This is a genomic window from Streptomyces spongiae (assembly GCF_009377185.1).
Lineage (GTDB): Bacteria > Actinomycetota > Actinomycetes > Streptomycetales > Streptomycetaceae > Streptomyces > Streptomyces spongiae.
Window position 1 is genome coordinate 8,675 of record NZ_VJZC01000078.1, and the last position, 19,039, is coordinate 27,713.

The following is a 19,039-nucleotide window of genomic DNA, read 5'->3' on the forward strand; positions in this document are numbered from 1 at the left end:
GCTCGGACAGCCGGTCCGGGCGGACGCGTACCTGCCTCGCCCGTGATCGCCGCGTACGTCCAACGAGCCCTACACCGCTTCTTGAGCAGCGTTCGAGCCGGGGTGCCCAAGCTGGCTGCTCGCGTATGGCTATCCCGGCCGTCGCCCGCCCCAGCCCCGTACGACCGGACCAGGGCCCCGTGCCATCGCTCCACGGCGTGCGAGTCCGCGCAGGCCGTTGTCCATTTGTCTGACGAGGAAGATGACCGTGCTCCAAGACGCAGACGGATCCAACGCTTCCGCGCCGCCGCGGAGTGCTCCCGAGCCGACCGTGACCTCAGACCCTGCGGCGCGGGCCGCCGAGGACCAAGCGCTGCCGGGCCTGACCGGAGCGCAGGCGGGCATCTGGTACGCGCAGCAACTCGACCCGCGGAGCCCGGCCTACAACACGGGCGAGTACCTGGAGATCCACGGACCGGTCGACAGGGACCTGTTCGAGGCCGCGCTGCGTCGCACCGTCGCCGAGACGGAGGCGCTCGGGCTCCGCTTCATCGACACAGCCGAGGGGCCGCGCTGCACACCTGTGCCCATCGACGACCGGGTTCTGCACGTGCGGGACGTGAGTGCCGCGCCGGATCCCACGGCGGCGGCCGAGGAATGGATGCGCTCCGACCGCGCCACCGCCGTGCCGCTGAGCGAGGGCCCGCTGTTCACGCATGCCCTCTTCAAGGCGGCCGACGACCGCTACCTGTGGTACATGAGGGCCCATCACATCCTCTTGGACGGCTACGGCTACCTGCTCGTCTTCCGCAGGGCCGCCGAGATCTACACCGCGCTCGCGTACGGGCAGGAGGTGCCCGACTCGTCGTTCGCCCCTGTCCGGTCACTCCTGGACGAGGAAGCGGCCTACCGGATCTCGGACCGGTACAAGCGTGACCGCGCCTATTGGACCGAGCGCTTCGCCGACCACGCCGGGGCCGTCAGCCTCGCCGAGGGCACCGCGCCGCCGTCGCCCACCTTCCTGCGCCGGGCCGGGGCCTTGTCCGCGTCCGCCGCCGAACGGCTCTCGGCCGCCGCCTCCGCGGTGGGCGCGAACAGGGCCGAACTGCTGCTCGCGGCCGTCGCCGCGTACACCCACCGGGTGACGGGCCGTGAGGACGTGATCCTCGGCGTGACCACCATGAGCCGGCTCGGATCCGCCGCCCTGCGGACCCCGGGCACGGTGTCGAACAACCTTCCGTTGCGGCTGTCGGTGCGACCGGAGGTCACCACGGGAGAGCTGGTCGCGGCGGCGGCCGCCGAACTGCGCGCGGTCCGCAAGCACCAGCAGTACCGCGGTGAGGACCTGCGCCGGGACGTGAAACTCCTCGGCGGTGACCGGCGGCTGTTCGGTCCGCTCGTCAACCTGGTCCCCTTCTCCCACCGGCTGCGGTTCGGCGACCATCCCGCGACGCCGCACCACCTGTCGGGCGGCGCGGTCGACGACCTGCTGATCACCGTGCGGCCGGGCGCCGACGGCACCGGCCTGGGCTTCACCTTCGACGCCAACCCCGCGCTGTACACCGAGGACGTGCTCGCCGGTCATCTGGAGCGGTTCCTGGCCCTGCTGGACCGGCTGGCCGACGCAGAACCGGGGCTCACGGTCGCTCAGCCGGACCTGCTGCTGCCGGGTGAGGACCCGGCCTACGCGTCCCCCGAGCCGGTGCCCGCCGCGGCGGACGCGACCGTGCACGCGCGCTTCGAGGCCCAGGCCGCCCGCGTTCCCGAGGCGACGGCCATCACCCACGACGGCCATGCGCTGAGCTACGCGGAACTCAACGCCCGCGCCAACCGACTGGCCCGGCTGCTGGTCGCGCGCGGGGCGGGCCCCGGCCGGACCGTGGCCGTGGCGCTGCCCCGCTCAGCGGACCTGGTCACCGGGCAGCTGGCGGTGCTGAAGTCCGGCGCCGCCTGCCTGCCGCTGGACACGTCACACTCCGCCGAACGCCTGCGCGCGCGGACCGACGACGCCGCGCCCGCACTGGTGCTGACCGACGTGAGCACGGCCGGCGCGCTGTCCGGCCCCGACGTTCCCGCCGTCGTGCTGGGCGACTCCGCCACCGACAGCGAGTCGGCCGCACACTCCGCCGCGGACCTCTCCGACGCCGACCGCGGTGCGCCGCTCACGCCGGACGCCGTGGCCTACGTCCTCCACGCCCCGGACGCCACGGGAAGCCCGCGGGGCGTGCTCGTCCCGCACGCCAACCTCATCGGACTCTTCGAGGCGGCCGCGGCCCACGTGCCCAGCGGTCCGGAGGACTCGTGGGCGCAGTTCCACTCGTGCGCCTCCCACCTCGGCGTCTGGGAAGTCTGGGGGGCGCTGCTACACGGCGGCCGACTGGTCGTCGTGGAGCACGACACCACCCGGTCGCCCGACGAACTGCTCGACCTGCTGCGTCGCGAGCGCGTCACCGTCCTCAACCAGCCGTCCTCCGCCCTGCCCGCGCTGGTGAGGGCGGAGAGGCCAGGCATTCCCCCGCTCGCGCTGCGTCACCTCGTCCTCGCGTGCGAGGCACCTGAACCGGCCGACCTGCGCCCCTGGATCGAGCGGTACGGCGACGAGGCCCCGGTCCTGGTCACCATGTACGGCGACGCCGAGACCACCGGGCCGGTCGCCTTCCAGCGGGTGACGCGTGAGCTGATCGGCCAGGCGCGCCGCACCCTGGGCACCCCGCTGCCGTATGCGCGGTTCTACGTGCTCGACCACTGCCTGCGGCCGGTGCCGCTGGGCTGGGTGGGCGAACTGTACGTGACCGGGGCCTGCCTGACGCGCGCGGAGCCGGGCGCCGAGCAGTTCGTCGCCGATCCCTTCGGACGGGCGGGCGGGCGGATGTACCGCACCGGCGACCTCGTCCGGCGGTGTGCCGACGGCACCCTGGAGTACGTCGGCCGGACCGGCGATCAGGTGCGGACCGGAGGGTTCCGGGTCGACCGCGGTGAGATCGGGACCGCTCTCGTCGGCCATCCGGCCGTCGCGGAGAGCGCCCTGGCCACCGGATCCGAGGCCGTGGTCTGCCGCCTCTTCGAGGAACTGCTGGAGCTGCCCGCGGGCACGGTCGGTCCGGACGACGACTTCTTCGACCTCGGCGGGCAGTCCCTGCTCGCTTCCAGGCTGCGGACCAGGCTGCGTTCCGTCACCGGCGCCGAGGTGGCCCTGAGGACGATCTTCACCGAGCCGACGCCCTCCGGCATCGCCGCGCGAATGTCGGTCCCGTCCGCCGCGGCGGCACCCGAACGGCCGGCTCTCGAACCCGCCGAGCGGGGGGACCGGATCGCTCTGTCCTCCGCCCAGCAGGGCATGTGGTTCCTCAACCAGGTCGACACCACGGCCGCGACCTACGACATGCCGCTGGTCGTGCGGCTGGAACGACCGGTCGTCGACGAAGCCCTGCGGGCTGCCCTGTCGGACGTCGTCGACCGGCACGAGAGCTTGCGCACCCTCCTGCCGCAGGCCGACGGCAGCCCGTACCAGGACATCCGCGCACCGGGAACCGTGCACCCGGACCTGGACGTGGTGGACTGCCCCGCTCAGGAGGTGGAGGCGTATGTCGCGGGCGCACTGCGCCGCCCCTTCGACCTGACGCGGGACATCCCCCTGTGGGCAGGGCTGTACGGACCCCGGGACGGGACCCGCGCGCTGGTCCTCGTACTGCATCACAGCGCGGCCGACGGGTGGTCGCTGGTGCCGTTCGCCAAGGACCTCTCGACGGCGTACGCGGCCCGCCTGGAGGACCGGGCGCCCGACTGGGCAGCGCCCGTGGTCCAGTACGCCGACTACACGCTGTGGCAGGAGCGGCTGCTCGACGGGCTCCGCGATCCCGCCACCCTGATGGGCGGGCAACTGGCGTTCTGGAAGGAAGCCCTCGCCGGTCTGCCCCAGGAACTGCCGCTGCCGGCCGACCGGGGCCGTCCGGCCGTGCCCAGCCGCCGTGGCCGAAGCCTGACGATCGGCATCGACTCCGATCTCCACCGTGCGCTGCTGCGGCTGGCCGACGCGGGCGGGGCCAGCCTGTTCATGGTCCTGCAGAGCGCACTCGCCGCCCTGCTCACCCGCTGCGGCGCCGGTACCGACATCCCCGTCGGCACCCCGGTCGCGGGACGCACCGAAGCGGCCCTGGACGACATGGTCGGTCTCGTCACCAACACCCTCGTCACGCGCACCGACACCTCGGGGGACCCCGCGTTCCGCGACCTGTTGGCCCGGGTGCGGGCCTTCGACCTGGCCGCCTACGACCACCAGGACCTGCCGTTCGACCGGCTGGTGGAGGAGCTGAACCCGGCCCGCACGGCCGCCCGGCACCCGCTGTTCCAGGTGATGCTGGCCCTGCAGAACAACACCGAGGCCGTCGTGCGGCTCGGCGGCAACGAGGCGCCGCTGCATCCCACGGCGACCGGCACCGCGAAGTTCGACCTGTTCTTCGAGGTCCAGGAGCGCCACGGCGCCGACGCGGCACCCGACGGGCTGACCTGTCATGTCGAGTACAGCACCGACCTCTTCGACGAGGCGACGGTGCGCCGGCTGGCCGACGGCCTGCACCGGACGCTCGCCGCCGTGGCCGTGGACCCGGACCTGCGGATCACCGGGCTGCCCGACCCCGGCCCGCGGCCGTCGCAGGCCACGGCGGCGGACGAGGAGTTCGACCCGCAGGCACTGGAACGGTCGGTGCTCGGGGTGGGCGGCATCCGGGAGTGCCTGGTGCTGCCGCCGCAGGAGGGCGACGCCGGCGGGCCGACCGTTCTGGCCGTACCCACCCGGGCGAACGCGGCCGAGCAGGCGGAGCGGGCGCTGCGGCACGCGGCCCCGGACGGCCGGGCACCACGGGTCGTGGCCGTCTCCGCCCTCCCCCGTACCGCGGACGGGGACCTGGACACCGCCGCGCTGCGGAACCTGCCGAGGATCGGCACGGAGCAGGCCGAGCGGTGGCAGCGGGCGCTGGCCGAGGTGCCCGGTGTGGACGCCGTCACCGTGGAATTGGAGGAGGACGCCGAGCCCCTGGGCCGACTGCACGCGGGCCCGGCAGCCTCCGGCCCCACCGAACGCCCCGGCCCGGCGGCCGAGGAGTCCGGGGCGGCGGCGTCCGGTTCCACCGTGCGGGAGCCGGTTCCCTCGGTCAGCGAAGGGCCCACACTGACCGAACCGTCCGTGCGGACCTGGGCGGAGGCCCTGCGCCGGGCGGCGGCCGGCGGACCGCACGCCGAGGTGGTGCACGTGCGGGCCGACGGCAGCACCCTGCGTCGCAGCTACGCGAGCCTCGCCGAGGAGGCGTCCCGGGTGCTGGGCGGGCTGCGCGGGCTGGGACTGCGCCCCGGCGACCAGGTGATCCTGCAGTGCGACGACACCGAGGACTTCCTGGCGGCCCTGTGGGGCTGCATCCTCGGCGGGTTCGTCACCGTGCCGCTGACCCTCCCGTCCTCCTACGGGGAGGACTCCGCGGCGGTGAACAAGCTGGAAGGCGTCTGGCGGATGCTGGGCCGCCCGTGGATCGTCACCTCAAGCAGTCACGAGGACGGGCTGCGCGCCCTCGCCGACCGGCGTGCCTGGACAGAGTCGCGACTGACCACGGTGGACGCGCTGCGCTCCGGGCCCGCCGACACCGAGTGGCATCCCGCGCGGCCCGACGACCTGATCCTCATGCTGCTCACGTCCGGCAGCACCGGCCTGCCCAAGGCGGTCCGGATCGATCACCGAGGCGTCCTCACCCGGTCCGCGGCCACCGCTCAGGTGAACGGCCTGACGGAACACGACGTGTCGCTGAACTGGATACCGCTCGACCACGTCACCGGCGTCGTGATGTTCCATCTCAGGGACGTGTATCTGGGCTGCCGGCAGGTCCACGCGCCCACGTCCTGGGTGCTCCAGGACCCGCTGCGCTGGATGGACCTGGCGGACCGTCACCGGGTCACCGTCACCTGGGCCCCCAACTTCGCCTTCGGTCTGCCCGCCGAGCACGCGCACCGGATGGGCGACCGTCGGTGGGACCTGTCGCCGATGCGCATGGTGATGAACTGCGGAGAGGTCGTGGTGGCCGCCACCGCCCGCCGATTCCTGGAGGTGCTCGCGCCGTTCGGGATGCCGCCGACGGTCGTGCACCCCGGCTGGGGGATGTCCGAGACCTGCTCGGTGGTGACGGATGCCGAGCTGACGGCCGAACCGGCGGTGGGTGAGGGCAACTTCGTCAGCTGCGGCCTGCCGTACCCCGGGTTCGCCATGCGGGTCGTGGACGACGAGGGCCAGGTCGTGCCGGAAGGCACCGTCGGGCACTTCCAGGTCCGCGGTACCTCGGTGACCTCCGGATACCACGACAACCCGGCCAAGAACGCCGAGTCGTTCACCGCCGACGGCTGGTTCGACACCGGTGACCTGGCCTTCCTGCGCTCCGGAGAGCTGTACATCACCGGCCGGGCCAAGGACGTCATCATCATCAACGGCGTCAACCACTACAGCCACGAGATCGAGGCCTGTGTGGAGGAACTACCGTTCGTGGAGCGGTCGTTCACGGCCGCGTGCGCGGTGCGACCGGACCCGGCGGCGGACACCGACGAACTGGCCCTGTTCCTCCACGTGCTCCCCGGCACCGAGTTGGCCGACGCACTGCGCGCGGTGCGCGGCAAAGTGACCCGGGAGATCGGGATCACACCCGCCTACCTGGTGCCGGTGGAGCCGCAGACCGTACCCAAGACCGAGATCGGCAAGATCCAGCGGACGCAACTGCGGGGTCGTTTCGAGGCGGGCGAGTTCGACGAGAACGTACGGCGCACCGAGGTGCTCCTGGGCACCGCGGCCACCGTGCCGGACTGGTTCCTGCGCCCGGTGTGGCAGCGCGCGGAACGCCTGCACCGCACGGAGCCCCCGCGGCACACCCTGGTGCTCGCCGGGCGCGACACCCTTGGCGCCCGGGTCGCCGAGGCGGTGGCCGCGGAGGTGTGGCGGGGCGGTGCCCTGTGCACGGTCGTCACCGCGGCCGACGAGTTCCGCCGCGTCGACGTCGCCCGCTACCGCGTCCGCGTCGACCGGCCCGGGGACTACGAGGCGCTGTTCGCGGGCCTGGCCGCGGACGGCCGCCCGGTGGACGCGGTGATCCACCTGGGGGCCCTGACCGCCGGCAGCGGCGAGCCCGAGTGCGTGGAGGACCTACAGGAGGCCCAGCGGGACGGCGTCGACAGCCTGGTGTGCCTGGCCAAGGCACTGTCCTCGAGCGGCACCCCGGACCGCTCCGTCAACCTCCACCTGGTGACCGGCGGGACCCAGGACGTACTGCCCGACGACCGTCCCTCCTGCCTCCATGCCGCTGCGGGCGGCATGCTGAAGAGTCTGCGGGAGGAGATGCCCTGGCTGGAGGCCTGCCGGCTGGACCTCCCGGTCGCCGACCACGCGGACGCCGCCCGGCTGATCCTCACCGAGGTGGGTGGCCCGGTGTCCGATGCCGAGGTGGCCTACCGCAGCGGACAGCGCTGGGTACGTCGCCTGGCACAACTGCCCGACCCGCTGCCCCGCAAGCGGCCGGCCGCGGCCGACGGCTTCCTCCTGGTGAGCGGCGGGCTCGGCGGAGTGGCCGCCCTGGTCGCCGAGCACCTGCTCAAGGCACCGGGTACCCGGTTGTTGCTGGTCGGCCGCACGGAACTCCCGCCCGAGCATGCCTGGGACGCCCTGGCCGCGGAAGGAGGCGAGACGGCCCGCCGGGTGGAGACGTTCCGCAGGCTGCGCGAATGCGGTGAGGTGCGTTACGAGTGCGCCGACATCACCGATCCCACGCAGGTGCGTGCCGTGGTGGACAAGGCCGCCGCCGCGTGGTCGGCCCCCCTGGCAGGGGTGGTGCACCTCGCGGGCGTGTTCGACCAGCGGCCCGTCTCCGAGTACGACCTTCAGGGGTGGCGTGCCGCGCTCGCCGCGAAGGTCACCGGCGGCTGGGTGCTGCACCGGCTGGCTGTGGAGCGCTCGGCGTCGTCGTTCCTGTCCTTCTCGTCGGTCAACGGCTTCTTCGGCGGCTCCATGACGGGCGCGTACGCCGCCGGCAACGCCTTCCTCGACGCGCTGGCGGTGTGCCAGCACCGCCAGGGCCGGATGACCGCCCACAGCCTCGCCTGGAGCATGTGGGACGACATCGGCATGAGCCGGGGCTACGGGCTGCGGGCGCTGACCGAGGCACGCGGCTACCGAGTCCTGGAGCACACCGCCGGTCTGCGCTCCCTCGGGCTCGCCCGATGCCTGGACGAGCCGCACATCCTGATCGGCGTCGATCGCGGCGCTCCCTGGGTGCGCGGCCACCTCCAGGGCCCGGCGCGCCCGGTGCACCGGCTGGTGGCCCGCGTGGCACTGCGCGACGGCACCGACATCGGGGCGCTCCACAGGGCCGCCGCGGACAGCACCCGGCTGTCGGGGGCGGCTGACCGGTGGGTCCTGAGGGCGGCCGGGACGTCCGCCGGCGTATCGCCCGGCGGTTCCGCCGTCCGGACCACCGCCCCGGACACCGACCGGCGCCGGGCGCTGGAGGACACACTGTGCGGCATCTGGCGCAGGGTCCTGGACCGTGACCAGGTGGGTGTCACCGACAGCTTCTTCGACCTCGGGGGCACGTCCCTGCTGCTGGTCCGTGCGATGACCGAGGTCAACCAGGAACTGGACTGCGACCTCACTGTCGTGGACCTGTTCGGCCATCCCACGGTCGAGGCGCTGGCCCGGCACCTCGCCGACCGGGTGACGGTCCCCGCGACCGCGGACGGCGGGCCCACCGGTGACGCTCCCTCAGCGGGCGACGCGGCCGGGAGCAGGAGCGCCACGCCGGGCGGGGCCCTGGCACGCGCCCGGCAGCAGGCGCAGCGGCAGCGCGCCGCAAGGAACAGGACCATTCGGCAGAACAAGGGGAATGACGGCGATGACTGACACGCCGGAGCACGAGAACGGACACTCGGACAACGACATCGCCGTCATCGGTATCGCGGCGCGCTTCCCCGGAGCCGACACGGTGGAGGAGTTCTGGGAGAACGTCGCCGCCGGCAAGGAGTCGGTGCGCCCGGTCGGCGACGAGGAGTTCCTGGCCGCCGGCGGCGACCCGGCGGACCTGGCGGACCCCTCCTTGGTGCGCAGGGCATCGGTCGTCGAGGGCATCGACCTGTTCGACGCGGCCTTCTTCGGCTACAGCCCCGCCGAGGCCGCGATCGTGGACCCGCAGCAGCGGCTGCTGCTGGAGTGCGCCTACCACGCACTGGAGGCCTCGGGGTACGCGGCCGACCGGGAGGGGCGGACGATCGGTGTCTACGCGGGCGCCGGGGACAGCCGTTACTACGCGTCCCACGTGTACCCGAGGTTCGCAGGCCGGCCCGGCTCGGTGGAACTGGTTCATACCACTACCGCCAACTCGCTCGGCACCCTGGCCACCAGGATCTCGTACGAACTCGGGCTGACGGGCCCGAGCCTGTCGCTGCAGACGGCGTGCTCCACCGGGCTGGTGGCGATCCACACCGCCTGCCAGGACCTGCTGAACCTCGCCTGCGACGTCGCACTCGCGGGGGCGGTCTCGGTCAACCCCTCGGCGAAGCTCGGCTATCGCCATGTCCCGGGCGGCATGTTCTCCCCGGACGGCAGCTGCCGGGCCTTCGACGCGGAAGCCGCGGGCACCGTGCCGGGCGACGGGGTGGGCGTGGTGGTCCTCAAGCGCCTGGGGGACGCCCTGGCGGACGGGGACCGGATCAGAGCCGTGATCAAGGGGTCGGCGGTCAACAACGACGGCCGTCGGAAGGTGGGTTTCAGCGCGCCCAGCACCGAGGGGCAGTGCGAGGCGATTCTCATGGCCCAGACGCTGGCCGGCGTCGACGCGGATTCCATCGGTTACCTGGAAGCCCACGGCACGGGCACGAACCTCGGCGACCCCATCGAGGTGGAGGCGCTGACGCGGGTGTTCCGGGAGACCACCGACCGCAGGCAGTACTGCGCCCTCGGGTCGGTCAAGCCCAACATCGGCCACCTCGGGGCCGCGGCCGGTCTGGCGGGATTCATCAAGGCCGTGCTGGTCCTGGAGCACCGGCTGATCCCACCGGTCCCGCACTTCCACCGCCCGAACCCGCTGATCGACCTGGCCGGGAGCCCGTTTCGGGTGCCGACGGGCCTGGAGGAGTGGCAGCCCGGGAGCGATCCGCGTCGCGCAGGCGTCAGCGCTTTCGGCATCGGCGGTACGAACGCGCACGTCATCCTGGAAGAAGCGCCGACGGCACCGGAGCGGGAACGGCCCGTCTCCCAGGACGACGGCCCCGGGGCACGGTGGCAGGTACTGCCTCTGTCCGCCCGGACCCCCGGGGCGCTGCGCGGTCAGTGCGACAGTCTCGCCCGGCACCTGTCGGACCACCCCGGCCCGGACCTGGCCGAGGTGTCCCACACCCTGCGTACCCGCCGCGCGGAGATGCCCCACCGGGCCGCGGTCGTCGCCGAGAGCGGCCGGGACGCCGTCGAACTGCTGAACTCTCCGCTGTCCGACACTCCCGCGAAGGGCGCGGATCGGTCCCCGCGCGTGGCCTTCCTGCTGCCCGGTGGCGGCGCCCAGTACACCGGCATGGGCGCGGAGCTGTACCGCGGCTGCGCCCCGTACCGCGATGTCGTCGACCACTGCGCCGGGGTCCTGTTGCCCGTGCTGGGCCAGGACCTGCGGGACACGTTGTTCGGCTCGGGCACCACCGACCCCGGCGTGCTGGGGCTGCTGTCGGTGGTCGTCACCGAGTACGCCCTGGCCACCGTGCTGATGGAGCGCGGGGCCCGTCCGGACGCCCTGATCGGCCACTCCCTCGGCGAGTACACCGCGGCCTGTCTCGCCGGGGTCATGGACCTTCAGGACATGCTGCCGCTGGTGGCGGAGCGCGCGCGGCTGATGGTCGCGGCCGGTGGCGCGACCGTCAGCGTGGCCCTCGGGGAGGAGGAGTTGCGCCGCCGACTGACCAGCGGCCTCTCGCTCAGCGTGGTGAACGGACCGGACGCGTGCACGGTCGGCGGCAGCGAGGAGGCAGTGGAGGCGTTGGAGCGGCAGCTGACGGCTGAGGAGATCCCGCACCGCCGGCTGACGCTGTCTCTCGCGGCCCACTCGCACATGCTCGATCCGATCCTCGGAGACTTCGCCGAGGCCGTGCGCCGCGTCACCCTGCGGCCGCCTCGGATCCCCTACGTCACCAACACCACCGGCACCTGGGTCACCGACGACCAGGCGACCAGCGTCCAGCACTGGGTCGACCAGCTACGCGAGACCGTGCGCTTCGCCGACGGTGTCGCGGCCCTGTGGCGACGTGGCGAGTCACTGATGGTGGAGGTCGGCCCCGGAGACACGCTGTCGAAGGCGACCCGGGCGTGTCTGCCGGAGGCGGGGCCGACCACGGTCGTCACCATGCGTCACCCCAAGTCCGCGCGGTCCGACGTCCAGGTGCTCGCCGAGGCGGTCGCCCGGTTGTGGACGGCTGGCGTGCCGGTCGACCTCGCGCCGCTGAGCGGAGCCCGGGACCACGGGCCGGGGGCGACGTTGCCGGGCTACGCCTTCGACCGCCGGAGCCACTGGATCGACCCGCCGCGGGTCTCCGCCAGCCCCGCAGCCGACGGCGCCCTTCCGTACGCCGTGGACACCGCGGACGCTCCGGAGACCGTGGCCACGTCGGCTGCCGGGCAGTCGGCCCGCTCCCTGGCTCCCCGGCCGTACCTGCAGACCTCATATGTCGCCCCCCGCAGCGACCTCGAACGCGCGGTTGCCGAGCAGTGGCAGGAGGCACTGGGGGTGGAGCCGATCGGTGTCCACGACAACTTCTTCGACCTGGGCGGCGACTCCATGCGCGGGGTGATTCTGGCCGGCCGGCTTCGCAAGGCGGGAGTGCTCGACGTGCCGGGCTCGGCGGTGCTGGCCTCCCCGACCGTCGCGGGGCTGCTGGACCGCGCGGGCCGCCGTGGCGGCGGCCGGGACGCCTTCGCCCCGGTTCTCCCGCTGCGCACCGGAGGCGATCAGCGTCCGCTGTTCTGCCTGCCCCCCGGAAGCGGCATCGGCTGGCGGTACGCCGGGCTGCTCGCCCACCTGGGGGAGCAGCAGCCGGTCTACGCCGTCCAGTCACGCGGGCTGGACGGTCTCGCACCACCCGTCACCAACGCGAAGGACATGGTCGAGTCCTACCTGGGGCTGCTGCGCGAGATCCAGCCGGAGGGACCCTACCGGCTCCTCGGCTGGTCCTACGGCGGAATGGTGGCCCACGCCATGGCCACCGCGCTGCAGGGCGAGGGCGAGCGGGTGGAGCTGCTGGCCATGCTGGATTCCCCGCTGCTGCATCTTCATCCCCCGTCCCCGGAGGTGGCCGAGCGGCAGGTGGTGGCCCTGCTCTCCAGGCTGACCGGTGTCCACTTGCCGGACGGTGCGCCGCCCGTCGTCGCCGACCTGCTGCGGCTGCTCGACTCGTCCGGCCCGGGAGCGGGCGCGGAGGTGACGGCCGAGGAGGCGGCCGAAATCGCCCGTGTCATGCGCAACAACCTGCGCGTCGCGCCCGAGTTCAGCCCCGAGGTGTTCCGCGGTGACGTCCTGTTCTTCAGCGCGGTCGGCGGTGCGGCCGACGCCGACGGATGGGACGATCCGTCGGACGCTCCGGGCAAGGCCGAGGAGTGGCGCACGTACGTCGACGGCGTGGTCGAGGACCACGAGGTGCCCTGCGGCCACTACGCGATGACAGAGCCGGAGCCGATCGCACAGATCGGTGAGGCGGTGGCGGCCGCCCTGCGCGCGGCGGACAGCTGAAGGAGACCCGTGCCGGTATGGCCTGCCTCACACGAGTGCCGGGCGGGGCGGGGGATTGCGAGGGCCGTGCCGGTACTCCTCGTTCAGTGAAGCCGTCATCTGAGTACCGATCGCGTGCCGCCGGTGCTGCCGGCGGGCGCAGGAGACAAGGAGAACACCGTGGGCAAGCTTTCCGGCAGGACGGCGCTGGTGACGGGCGGCAGCCGGGGTATCGGCAGGGCCGTCTCGATGCGGCTGGCGGCTGAGGGCGCACTGGTCGCGGTGCACTACGGCCACGACGCGGTGGCCGCCGAGGAGACGGTCGAGCAGATCGCCTCGGCGGGCGGGCGGGCCTTCGCCGTGCGCGCGGAACTCGGTGTGCCGGGCGACGCCGACGCGCTCTGGGCGGCCTTCGACGAGGGGCTGGCCGGTCACGGCTCCGCGGACGGGCTGGACATCCTGGTCAACAACGCGGGCATCACGCTCCCCGTGGAGATCTCGAAGGTGACCGAAGCCGAGTACGACCAGGTCTTCGCGGTCAACACCAAGGCCCCCTTCTTCGTCGTACAGCGGGCTCTCGGCCGGATGAGGGACGGCGGCCGGATCGTCAACATCTCCTCGCTGGCCACCCGCGTCGCCTTCTCCTGGATCGTCGCCTACTCGATGTCGAAGGGCGCGATAGACGTACTCACCCGCACTCTGGCCGCGGAACTCGGCCCGCGCGGGATCACCGTGAACGCGGTCTCCCCCGGTGTCACGGAGACCGGGATCAACCCGACCCTGAAGCAGCCCGAGGTGCGGGCGCGCTATGAGTCCGCCTCCGTGTTCAACCGGCTGGGCAATCCCGAGGACATCGCGGACGTGGTCGCCTTCCTGGCGAGCGACGACGCCCGCTGGGTGACGGGCCAGTGCCTGGACGCGAGCGGTGGCCTGCTGCTGGGAATCTGAGGAGCATTTCCATGAACCACGTCCCCTGCCACGTCGTGAACGCCGAGCACCCGTGCGAAGCGGCTCCGCTTCCCCGAGCAGTGGGCGGTGGACGGTGACATCCAGGGAGATCTCGGCCTTCGCCGCCGAGGAGGAGCAACGCGTCCTGAGCCTGAAACCGGTCCTCGCGCCGGTGCACGGGAAGTACGGTGACCATCCCCACCAGGTCTACGACGCCTGGCCCGCCGAGGACCCGGAAGCACCGCTGGTGCTGTTGCTGCACGGCGGATACTGGCGCTACGACCGGATGCATCTGACGCCGTTCGCCTCCTGGCTGGCGAAACAGGGCTTCTCCGTGCTGCTGCCGGGCTTTCGCCGGTCCGGGGGTGCGGGAGGTTATCCGGAGACCTTCGACGACGTCGCCCGGATCGTCGACACACTGCCCGAAGGCCGACCGTACGTCCTGGCCGGCCACTGCTCCGGCGGCCATCTCGCCCTGTGGTGCGCGGCCCGCGCTCTCCTGCCCGCCGACTCGCCCTGGCACACGGCGTCCCTCCCGCCCGCCGTACTCGCTCTCGGCCCGCTGACCGACCTCGAGGCCACCCGCCGGGACCGGCTCAGCAACGACGCGGCGCTGCAACTCCTGGGCGGATCCGACCTGTTCGAGTCGCGGTTGCCGTACGTCGATCCGCTGACGCTGCTGAAGGGGCCGGGAACGACGGGCGTACGGACCGTGCTGCTGCACGGCGCGGTCGACGAGGAGGTGCCTCTGTCGCAGTTCACGGACTACGCGGCGGTGCACGAGGACCTGGAGACGGTCGTCCTGCCCGACATCGGCCACTACACGCTCATCGAGCCCGACGCGCCCGGGGCGATCGCGGTCGCCGACACCATGCGCCGCCTGGCCGCGGGCGTAGCCGTCGATGGACACGGCCACCCCTGACACTCCCCTGGCCGCCACGCGCCGGGCGACGCCGTAGGCGCGCCGCCCGGCGCGGGCCTCTGCCCGGCCGGGCCCCGCGGTCGGTGACCCGGCGGCTGTCCACGACTCGAACTCGCGGCCGTTCCGGCTCCGGCTCCGGCTCCGGCTCCGGCAGAACCCGCGGCCGCTCCGCGGGTTCTGCCGCATGATGAGGGGGCGGGCCCTACCGTCCGGCTTCGGACCCGAGCTCCGCGAGGCGGGTCAGGGCGGGGAGAGCCGCCGCGATCGCCTGGCGTTCCGCGGGCGTCAGCCGGGCGACCAGCGGGCGCAGGTGACGGCCCCGGTCCTCGTGCCGGGCCTGGCCGATCATCCGGCCGCTCTCGGTGATGTGGATGAGGGCGGCGCGTCCATCCGCCGGGTCGGGGCGGCGTTCCACGAGCCCGTCGCGCTCGAGCCGGGTGATCATCTGAGTGAGCCCCGGCTGGCTGATCTGCTCGGTCCTGGCGAGTTCGGTCAGCCGCTTCGGGCCGCTGACAGCCAGTGTGTCCAGCACGGACAGTGTCGTGAACGACAGCTTCTGCACCACGGGAAGCCGGATGTAGTAGCGGTTGAAGTTCTCGATCACCCTCGTGAAGTCACCGACGTCCAAGTCTGTGTCGAGGTCGGCTCGATGAGTAGGAGTCACCGTGGAAATGTACCGCAGACTTATATAAGCTGCTTATCGCTTGCGTACCGGCGCCTCACCCAGGCGCGTGGTTTCGCATGCCCTCTCGGCGCAACGGCGCGTCAATCGACACCAACAGCGCTAGGCGGCCGCGACCGCCGCGCGGGGCAGGCTGGCCACCCCGGCGGATTTGTAGGTGATGAGACAGGTGACAGCTAGGGCAACCCATGCCGGCACAGCGATCCCGCTGCGCCACCGCGACAACGACACGGACCACCGGGGCGCCACGATCCCTCGTGGCCGGCCGTGGCATCGGCACCGGGGCATCACGGGAGTCAGCGGTCCGGGCCTTACGCGGTGACCCGGCAGTCGTGGCCCGTCCAGGTCGCCCAGGACGTGATCAGCCGGTGCCATCCGTGGGTACTCGATGCCCCGCTGGGGCAGCGCCTGCCGCATCCCCGTCGCCGTGAGCGGCGATGACCTCTCGCGTGAGGAGTACATCGCCGCTCACGAAGCACGACACCCCGCGCAGCCAGTGCTGCGAGACTCCCAACAATCAGGACAGGAATCATGACAATCACTGTGGGAATCAACGGCTTCGGCCGCATCGGCCGTAGCTACTTCCGTGCCCTGCTCACGTCCGGCGCCGACATCCGCGTGGCCGCGGTCAACGACCTGGCCAGCCCGCAGGCCCTGGCGAACCTGCTGAAGTACGACAGCGTGTACGGGCCGCTGCCCCAGCAGGTCGTGGCGGAAGGCTCCTCGATCAGGATCGGGGACACCGTGGTCGAGGTCCTCAGCGAACGCGACCCGGCGCAGTTGCCCTGGGGCCGCCTCGGAGTCGACGTTGTCATCGAGTCGACAGGCGTGTTCAACGACGCCGCCAAGGCCCGGGCGCACATCGACGCCGGGGCCTCGAAGGTGGTCGTCTCCGCTGCGGCGAAGAACGCGGACCTCACCCTCGTCATGGGCGTCAACGACCACCTGTACGACCCCGAGCAGCACACGATCGTCTCCAACGCCTCGTGTACGACGAACTGCCTGGCCCCCATGGCCAAGGTGCTCGATGACGCGCTCGGCATCGAGGTCGGCACCATGACCACGATCCACGCCTACACGCAGGACCAGAACCTCCAGGACGGCCCGCACCCCGACCCCCGGCGCGCCCGCGCGGCCAACCTCAGCACCATCCCGACCACCACCAATGCCGCCAGTGCGATCGGCCTCGTGCTCCCCAGCCTGCAGGGCAAGCTCGACGGGTACTCGGTGCGGGTTCCCGTCCCCGTCGGCTCGCTGACCGACCTGACCGTCCGGGTGGCCCGCGAGACGACGGCGGAGGAGGTCAACTCGCTGTTCCGCAAGGCGGCGGACGGCGAACTCGCGCGGATCCTGCGCTACACAGCGGACCCGGTCGTCTCGGCGGACATCGTCAGGGACCCGGCGTCGTGCATCTTCGACTCCCTGCTCACGCAGGTCATCGAGGGGCGCCACGTACACATCTTCGGCTGGTACGACAACGAGTGGGGATTCTCCAACCGCCTCGTCGACACGACCCAGTTGGTCGGGGGCGCGGCTGCCTGACGGACTCCACCGGGGGCCGGTCCTCGCCATGTCAGGCCATGTGGGGGCGGGCTCCCGGCGCTCTCGCGCTCAGCGGTAGAAGCAAAGCTGTCCCATTTCCTCGGAGGCCGAGTTGGCATAATTATCCAACATAAGACGCGCGGAGATTCAATTGATTACCGACGGCGTCGAAATTCTCCCTGACATCGAGCACACACGTGTCAGTCGCATACAGTCAATCCACATTTCCACCACTGAAATACCTGACTCGAACTCATTGACATAAAAAGCTTGAACATGTGAACGTGACTACATGATGGAACTTCCGACGTTACCGTTCGATAACCCATCCATAATCGGCATCGCGCCCCAGATGCGCGCACTGCAGCAGGAGGGGCCGGTCACCAAGGTGCGGATCGGCGGTGAAGAGGCCTGGCTGGTCACCCGCTACACCGAGGTGAGGAAACTACTCGCCGACCGCCGACTCGGTCTCAGCAATCCCTACCCGGAGCGGTCGACCAAGAGCACGGCCAGGAGCACCATGATGGCGCTGATGGCCGGGGACGACTACGACACCGAGGCCACCGAACATCCGCAGCTGCGCGAGCTGCTTGTACCCCGGTTCTCCACGCGCCGGATGCGCCTGATGAAGGCCCGGATCGAGCACCACGTGGACGAGCTGCTCGACCAGTTGGCCGACAGCACTCAACCGGCCGACCTGCACCGCGCGCTGTCGTTTCCGTTGCCGACCATGGTGGTCTGCGATCTGCTCGGTGTGCCGTTGGCCGACCGGGAGCGGTTCGGGCAGTGGGCGAGAGGGACATTCGACCAGAGCGACAGCCAGCACTCGGTGAACACCTTTCAACAGGTTGTCGACTACACAACGGAACTGGTGGCGCGCAAGCGAATCGAGCCGGGCGACGACATCCTGTCCGAGCTGATCGCCGTGAAAGACGGCGCACTGTCCGATGCGTACATTGCCCAATTGGGTAACGCCGTGCTCTTGTTCGGCTACGAGACCACCATTGTGCGCATCGACCTGGGCACCCTGCTCCTGCTGCGCAATCCGGCCCAGCGTGCCCAGCTGGCCGAGAATCCCGAACTCGCGCCGGCCGCGGTCGAGGAGATCCTGCGCCTGGCCGTTGGCGGCAAGGGATCCAACGCGCTCATACCCCGCTACGCGCACAGCGACATCACCGTCGCCGGGACAGTGATCCGGACCGGGGACGCGGTGATGCTGGCCATCGGCGCGGCCAACATCGACGGCCGGGCGTACCCCGACAGCGACCTGTTCGACCTGGCCCGGGTCAAGCCCAAGTCGCACCTGGCATTCGGGCACGGCACCCGGCACTGCATCGGCCGCGTGCTGGCCCGGATCGAGCTGACCGCGGTGTTCGAGCGGCTGTTCCGCAGACTGCCCAACCTGCAGCTCGCGGTACCCGAGGAGTCACTGCGCTGGCAGGAGCACCGGATCACCGGCGGGTTCGATGAAATCCCCGTGACCTTCTAGTGGCGTAGCAGACATGCGAGCACGGCCCGAACCGCGAGGCCGGGCCGAAGCTGCCGCAAGGCCTTGCCAGACGATCTGACAAGGCCTTTGCGCTGTGTGCGTCACCGCTGTGCGGCCTGGTTGTTTCCGAGTTCCGCCAGCCGGGCCAGGGCCGGGAGGGCCGCCGCGATCACCTGGCGTTCCTCGGGCGTCAACTGGGCGACGAGGTGGTGCAGATGGCGGCCGCGGTCCTCCTGCCGGGCCTCGCCGATCTCGCGGCCGGCCTCGGTGATGTGGATGAGGGCGGCCCGGCCGTCCGCCGGGTCGGGGCGGCGTTCCACGAGCCCGTCGCGTTCGAGGCGGGTGACCAGCTGGGTGAGCCCCGGCTGGCTTATCTGTTCGGTTCTGACCAGTTCGGTCAGCCGTCTCGGGCCGCCGACGGCCAGGGTGTCCAGCACGGAGAGCGTCGTGAACGACAGCTTCTGCACCACGGGAAGCCGGATGTAGTAGCGGTTGAAGGTCTCGATCACCCTCGTGAAGTCACCGACATTCAAGTCGGTGTCGAGGTCGACTCGATGAGTGGAGGTCACCCTAGAAATGTATCGCAAGCTTATATAAGCTCTTAGTTGATCGTTTTGCCGGAACATCGTCTGGCTCACCGGATCGTCCCTCGTCACCTCCGCCTCACCCGGCGCCATCGAAGCCGCCGGCCCACCCGGAAGTTGACGCTCCTCCCC

Annotated in this window: 8 protein-coding genes; 6 read left to right on the forward strand and 2 right to left on the reverse strand. The window is 71.6% G+C overall.

Annotated elements, in window-relative coordinates; translation table 11 throughout:
• The first annotated feature begins 310 nt into the window (after positions 1-310).
• The 4 genes from FNH08_RS14350 (at position 311) to FNH08_RS14365 (ending at position 14,610) form a co-directional block, all read left to right on the forward strand.
• Entirely contained in the window at positions 311-8,899 is an 8,589-nt protein-coding gene (locus tag FNH08_RS14350; protein WP_322724473.1) for an SDR family NAD(P)-dependent oxidoreductase, read from the forward strand.
• Positions 8,892-12,761, forward strand: coding sequence for a type I polyketide synthase (locus FNH08_RS14355; protein ID WP_152771861.1), 3,870 nt, complete (start codon positions 8,892-8,894; stop codon positions 12,759-12,761). The genes FNH08_RS14350 and FNH08_RS14355 overlap by 8 nt, the downstream gene beginning before the upstream one ends.
• 159 nt (positions 12,762-12,920) lie before the next feature.
• Positions 12,921-13,688, forward strand: a complete 768-nt coding sequence (locus tag FNH08_RS14360; RefSeq protein ID WP_322724475.1) for a glucose 1-dehydrogenase — start codon at positions 12,921-12,923, stop codon at positions 13,686-13,688.
• A gap of 94 nt (positions 13,689-13,782) precedes the next feature.
• On the forward strand, positions 13,783-14,610 hold the full coding sequence (locus FNH08_RS14365; protein WP_322724476.1) for an alpha/beta hydrolase family protein: 828 nt from the start codon (positions 13,783-13,785) through the stop codon (positions 14,608-14,610).
• A 202-nt stretch (positions 14,611-14,812) separates the two neighbouring features.
• Here FNH08_RS14365 and FNH08_RS14370 read toward each other — a convergent pair whose 3' ends face one another.
• On the reverse strand, positions 14,813-15,274 hold the full coding sequence (locus tag FNH08_RS14370) for a MarR family winged helix-turn-helix transcriptional regulator (protein ID WP_322724478.1): 462 nt from the start codon (positions 15,272-15,274) through the stop codon (positions 14,813-14,815).
• 549 nt (positions 15,275-15,823) lie between these two features.
• Here FNH08_RS14370 and gap point away from each other — a divergent pair.
• Both gap and penM read left to right on the forward strand, forming a co-directional pair.
• A complete protein-coding gene (gene gap / locus FNH08_RS14375; protein ID WP_152771863.1) occupies positions 15,824-16,834 on the forward strand; it encodes a type I glyceraldehyde-3-phosphate dehydrogenase in 1,011 nt (336 codons plus the stop codon).
• Between the two features lie 295 nt (positions 16,835-17,129).
• Complete coding sequence (gene penM / locus FNH08_RS14380; protein WP_407704369.1) at positions 17,130-18,323, forward strand: pentalenolactone synthase; 1,194 nt, start codon at positions 17,130-17,132, stop codon at positions 18,321-18,323.
• A gap of 101 nt (positions 18,324-18,424) precedes the next feature.
• Here penM and FNH08_RS14385 read toward each other — a convergent pair whose 3' ends face one another.
• On the reverse strand, positions 18,425-18,892 hold the full coding sequence (locus tag FNH08_RS14385; RefSeq protein ID WP_322724480.1) for a MarR family winged helix-turn-helix transcriptional regulator: 468 nt from the start codon (positions 18,890-18,892) through the stop codon (positions 18,425-18,427).
• Positions 18,893-19,039: the final 147 nt, after the last annotated feature.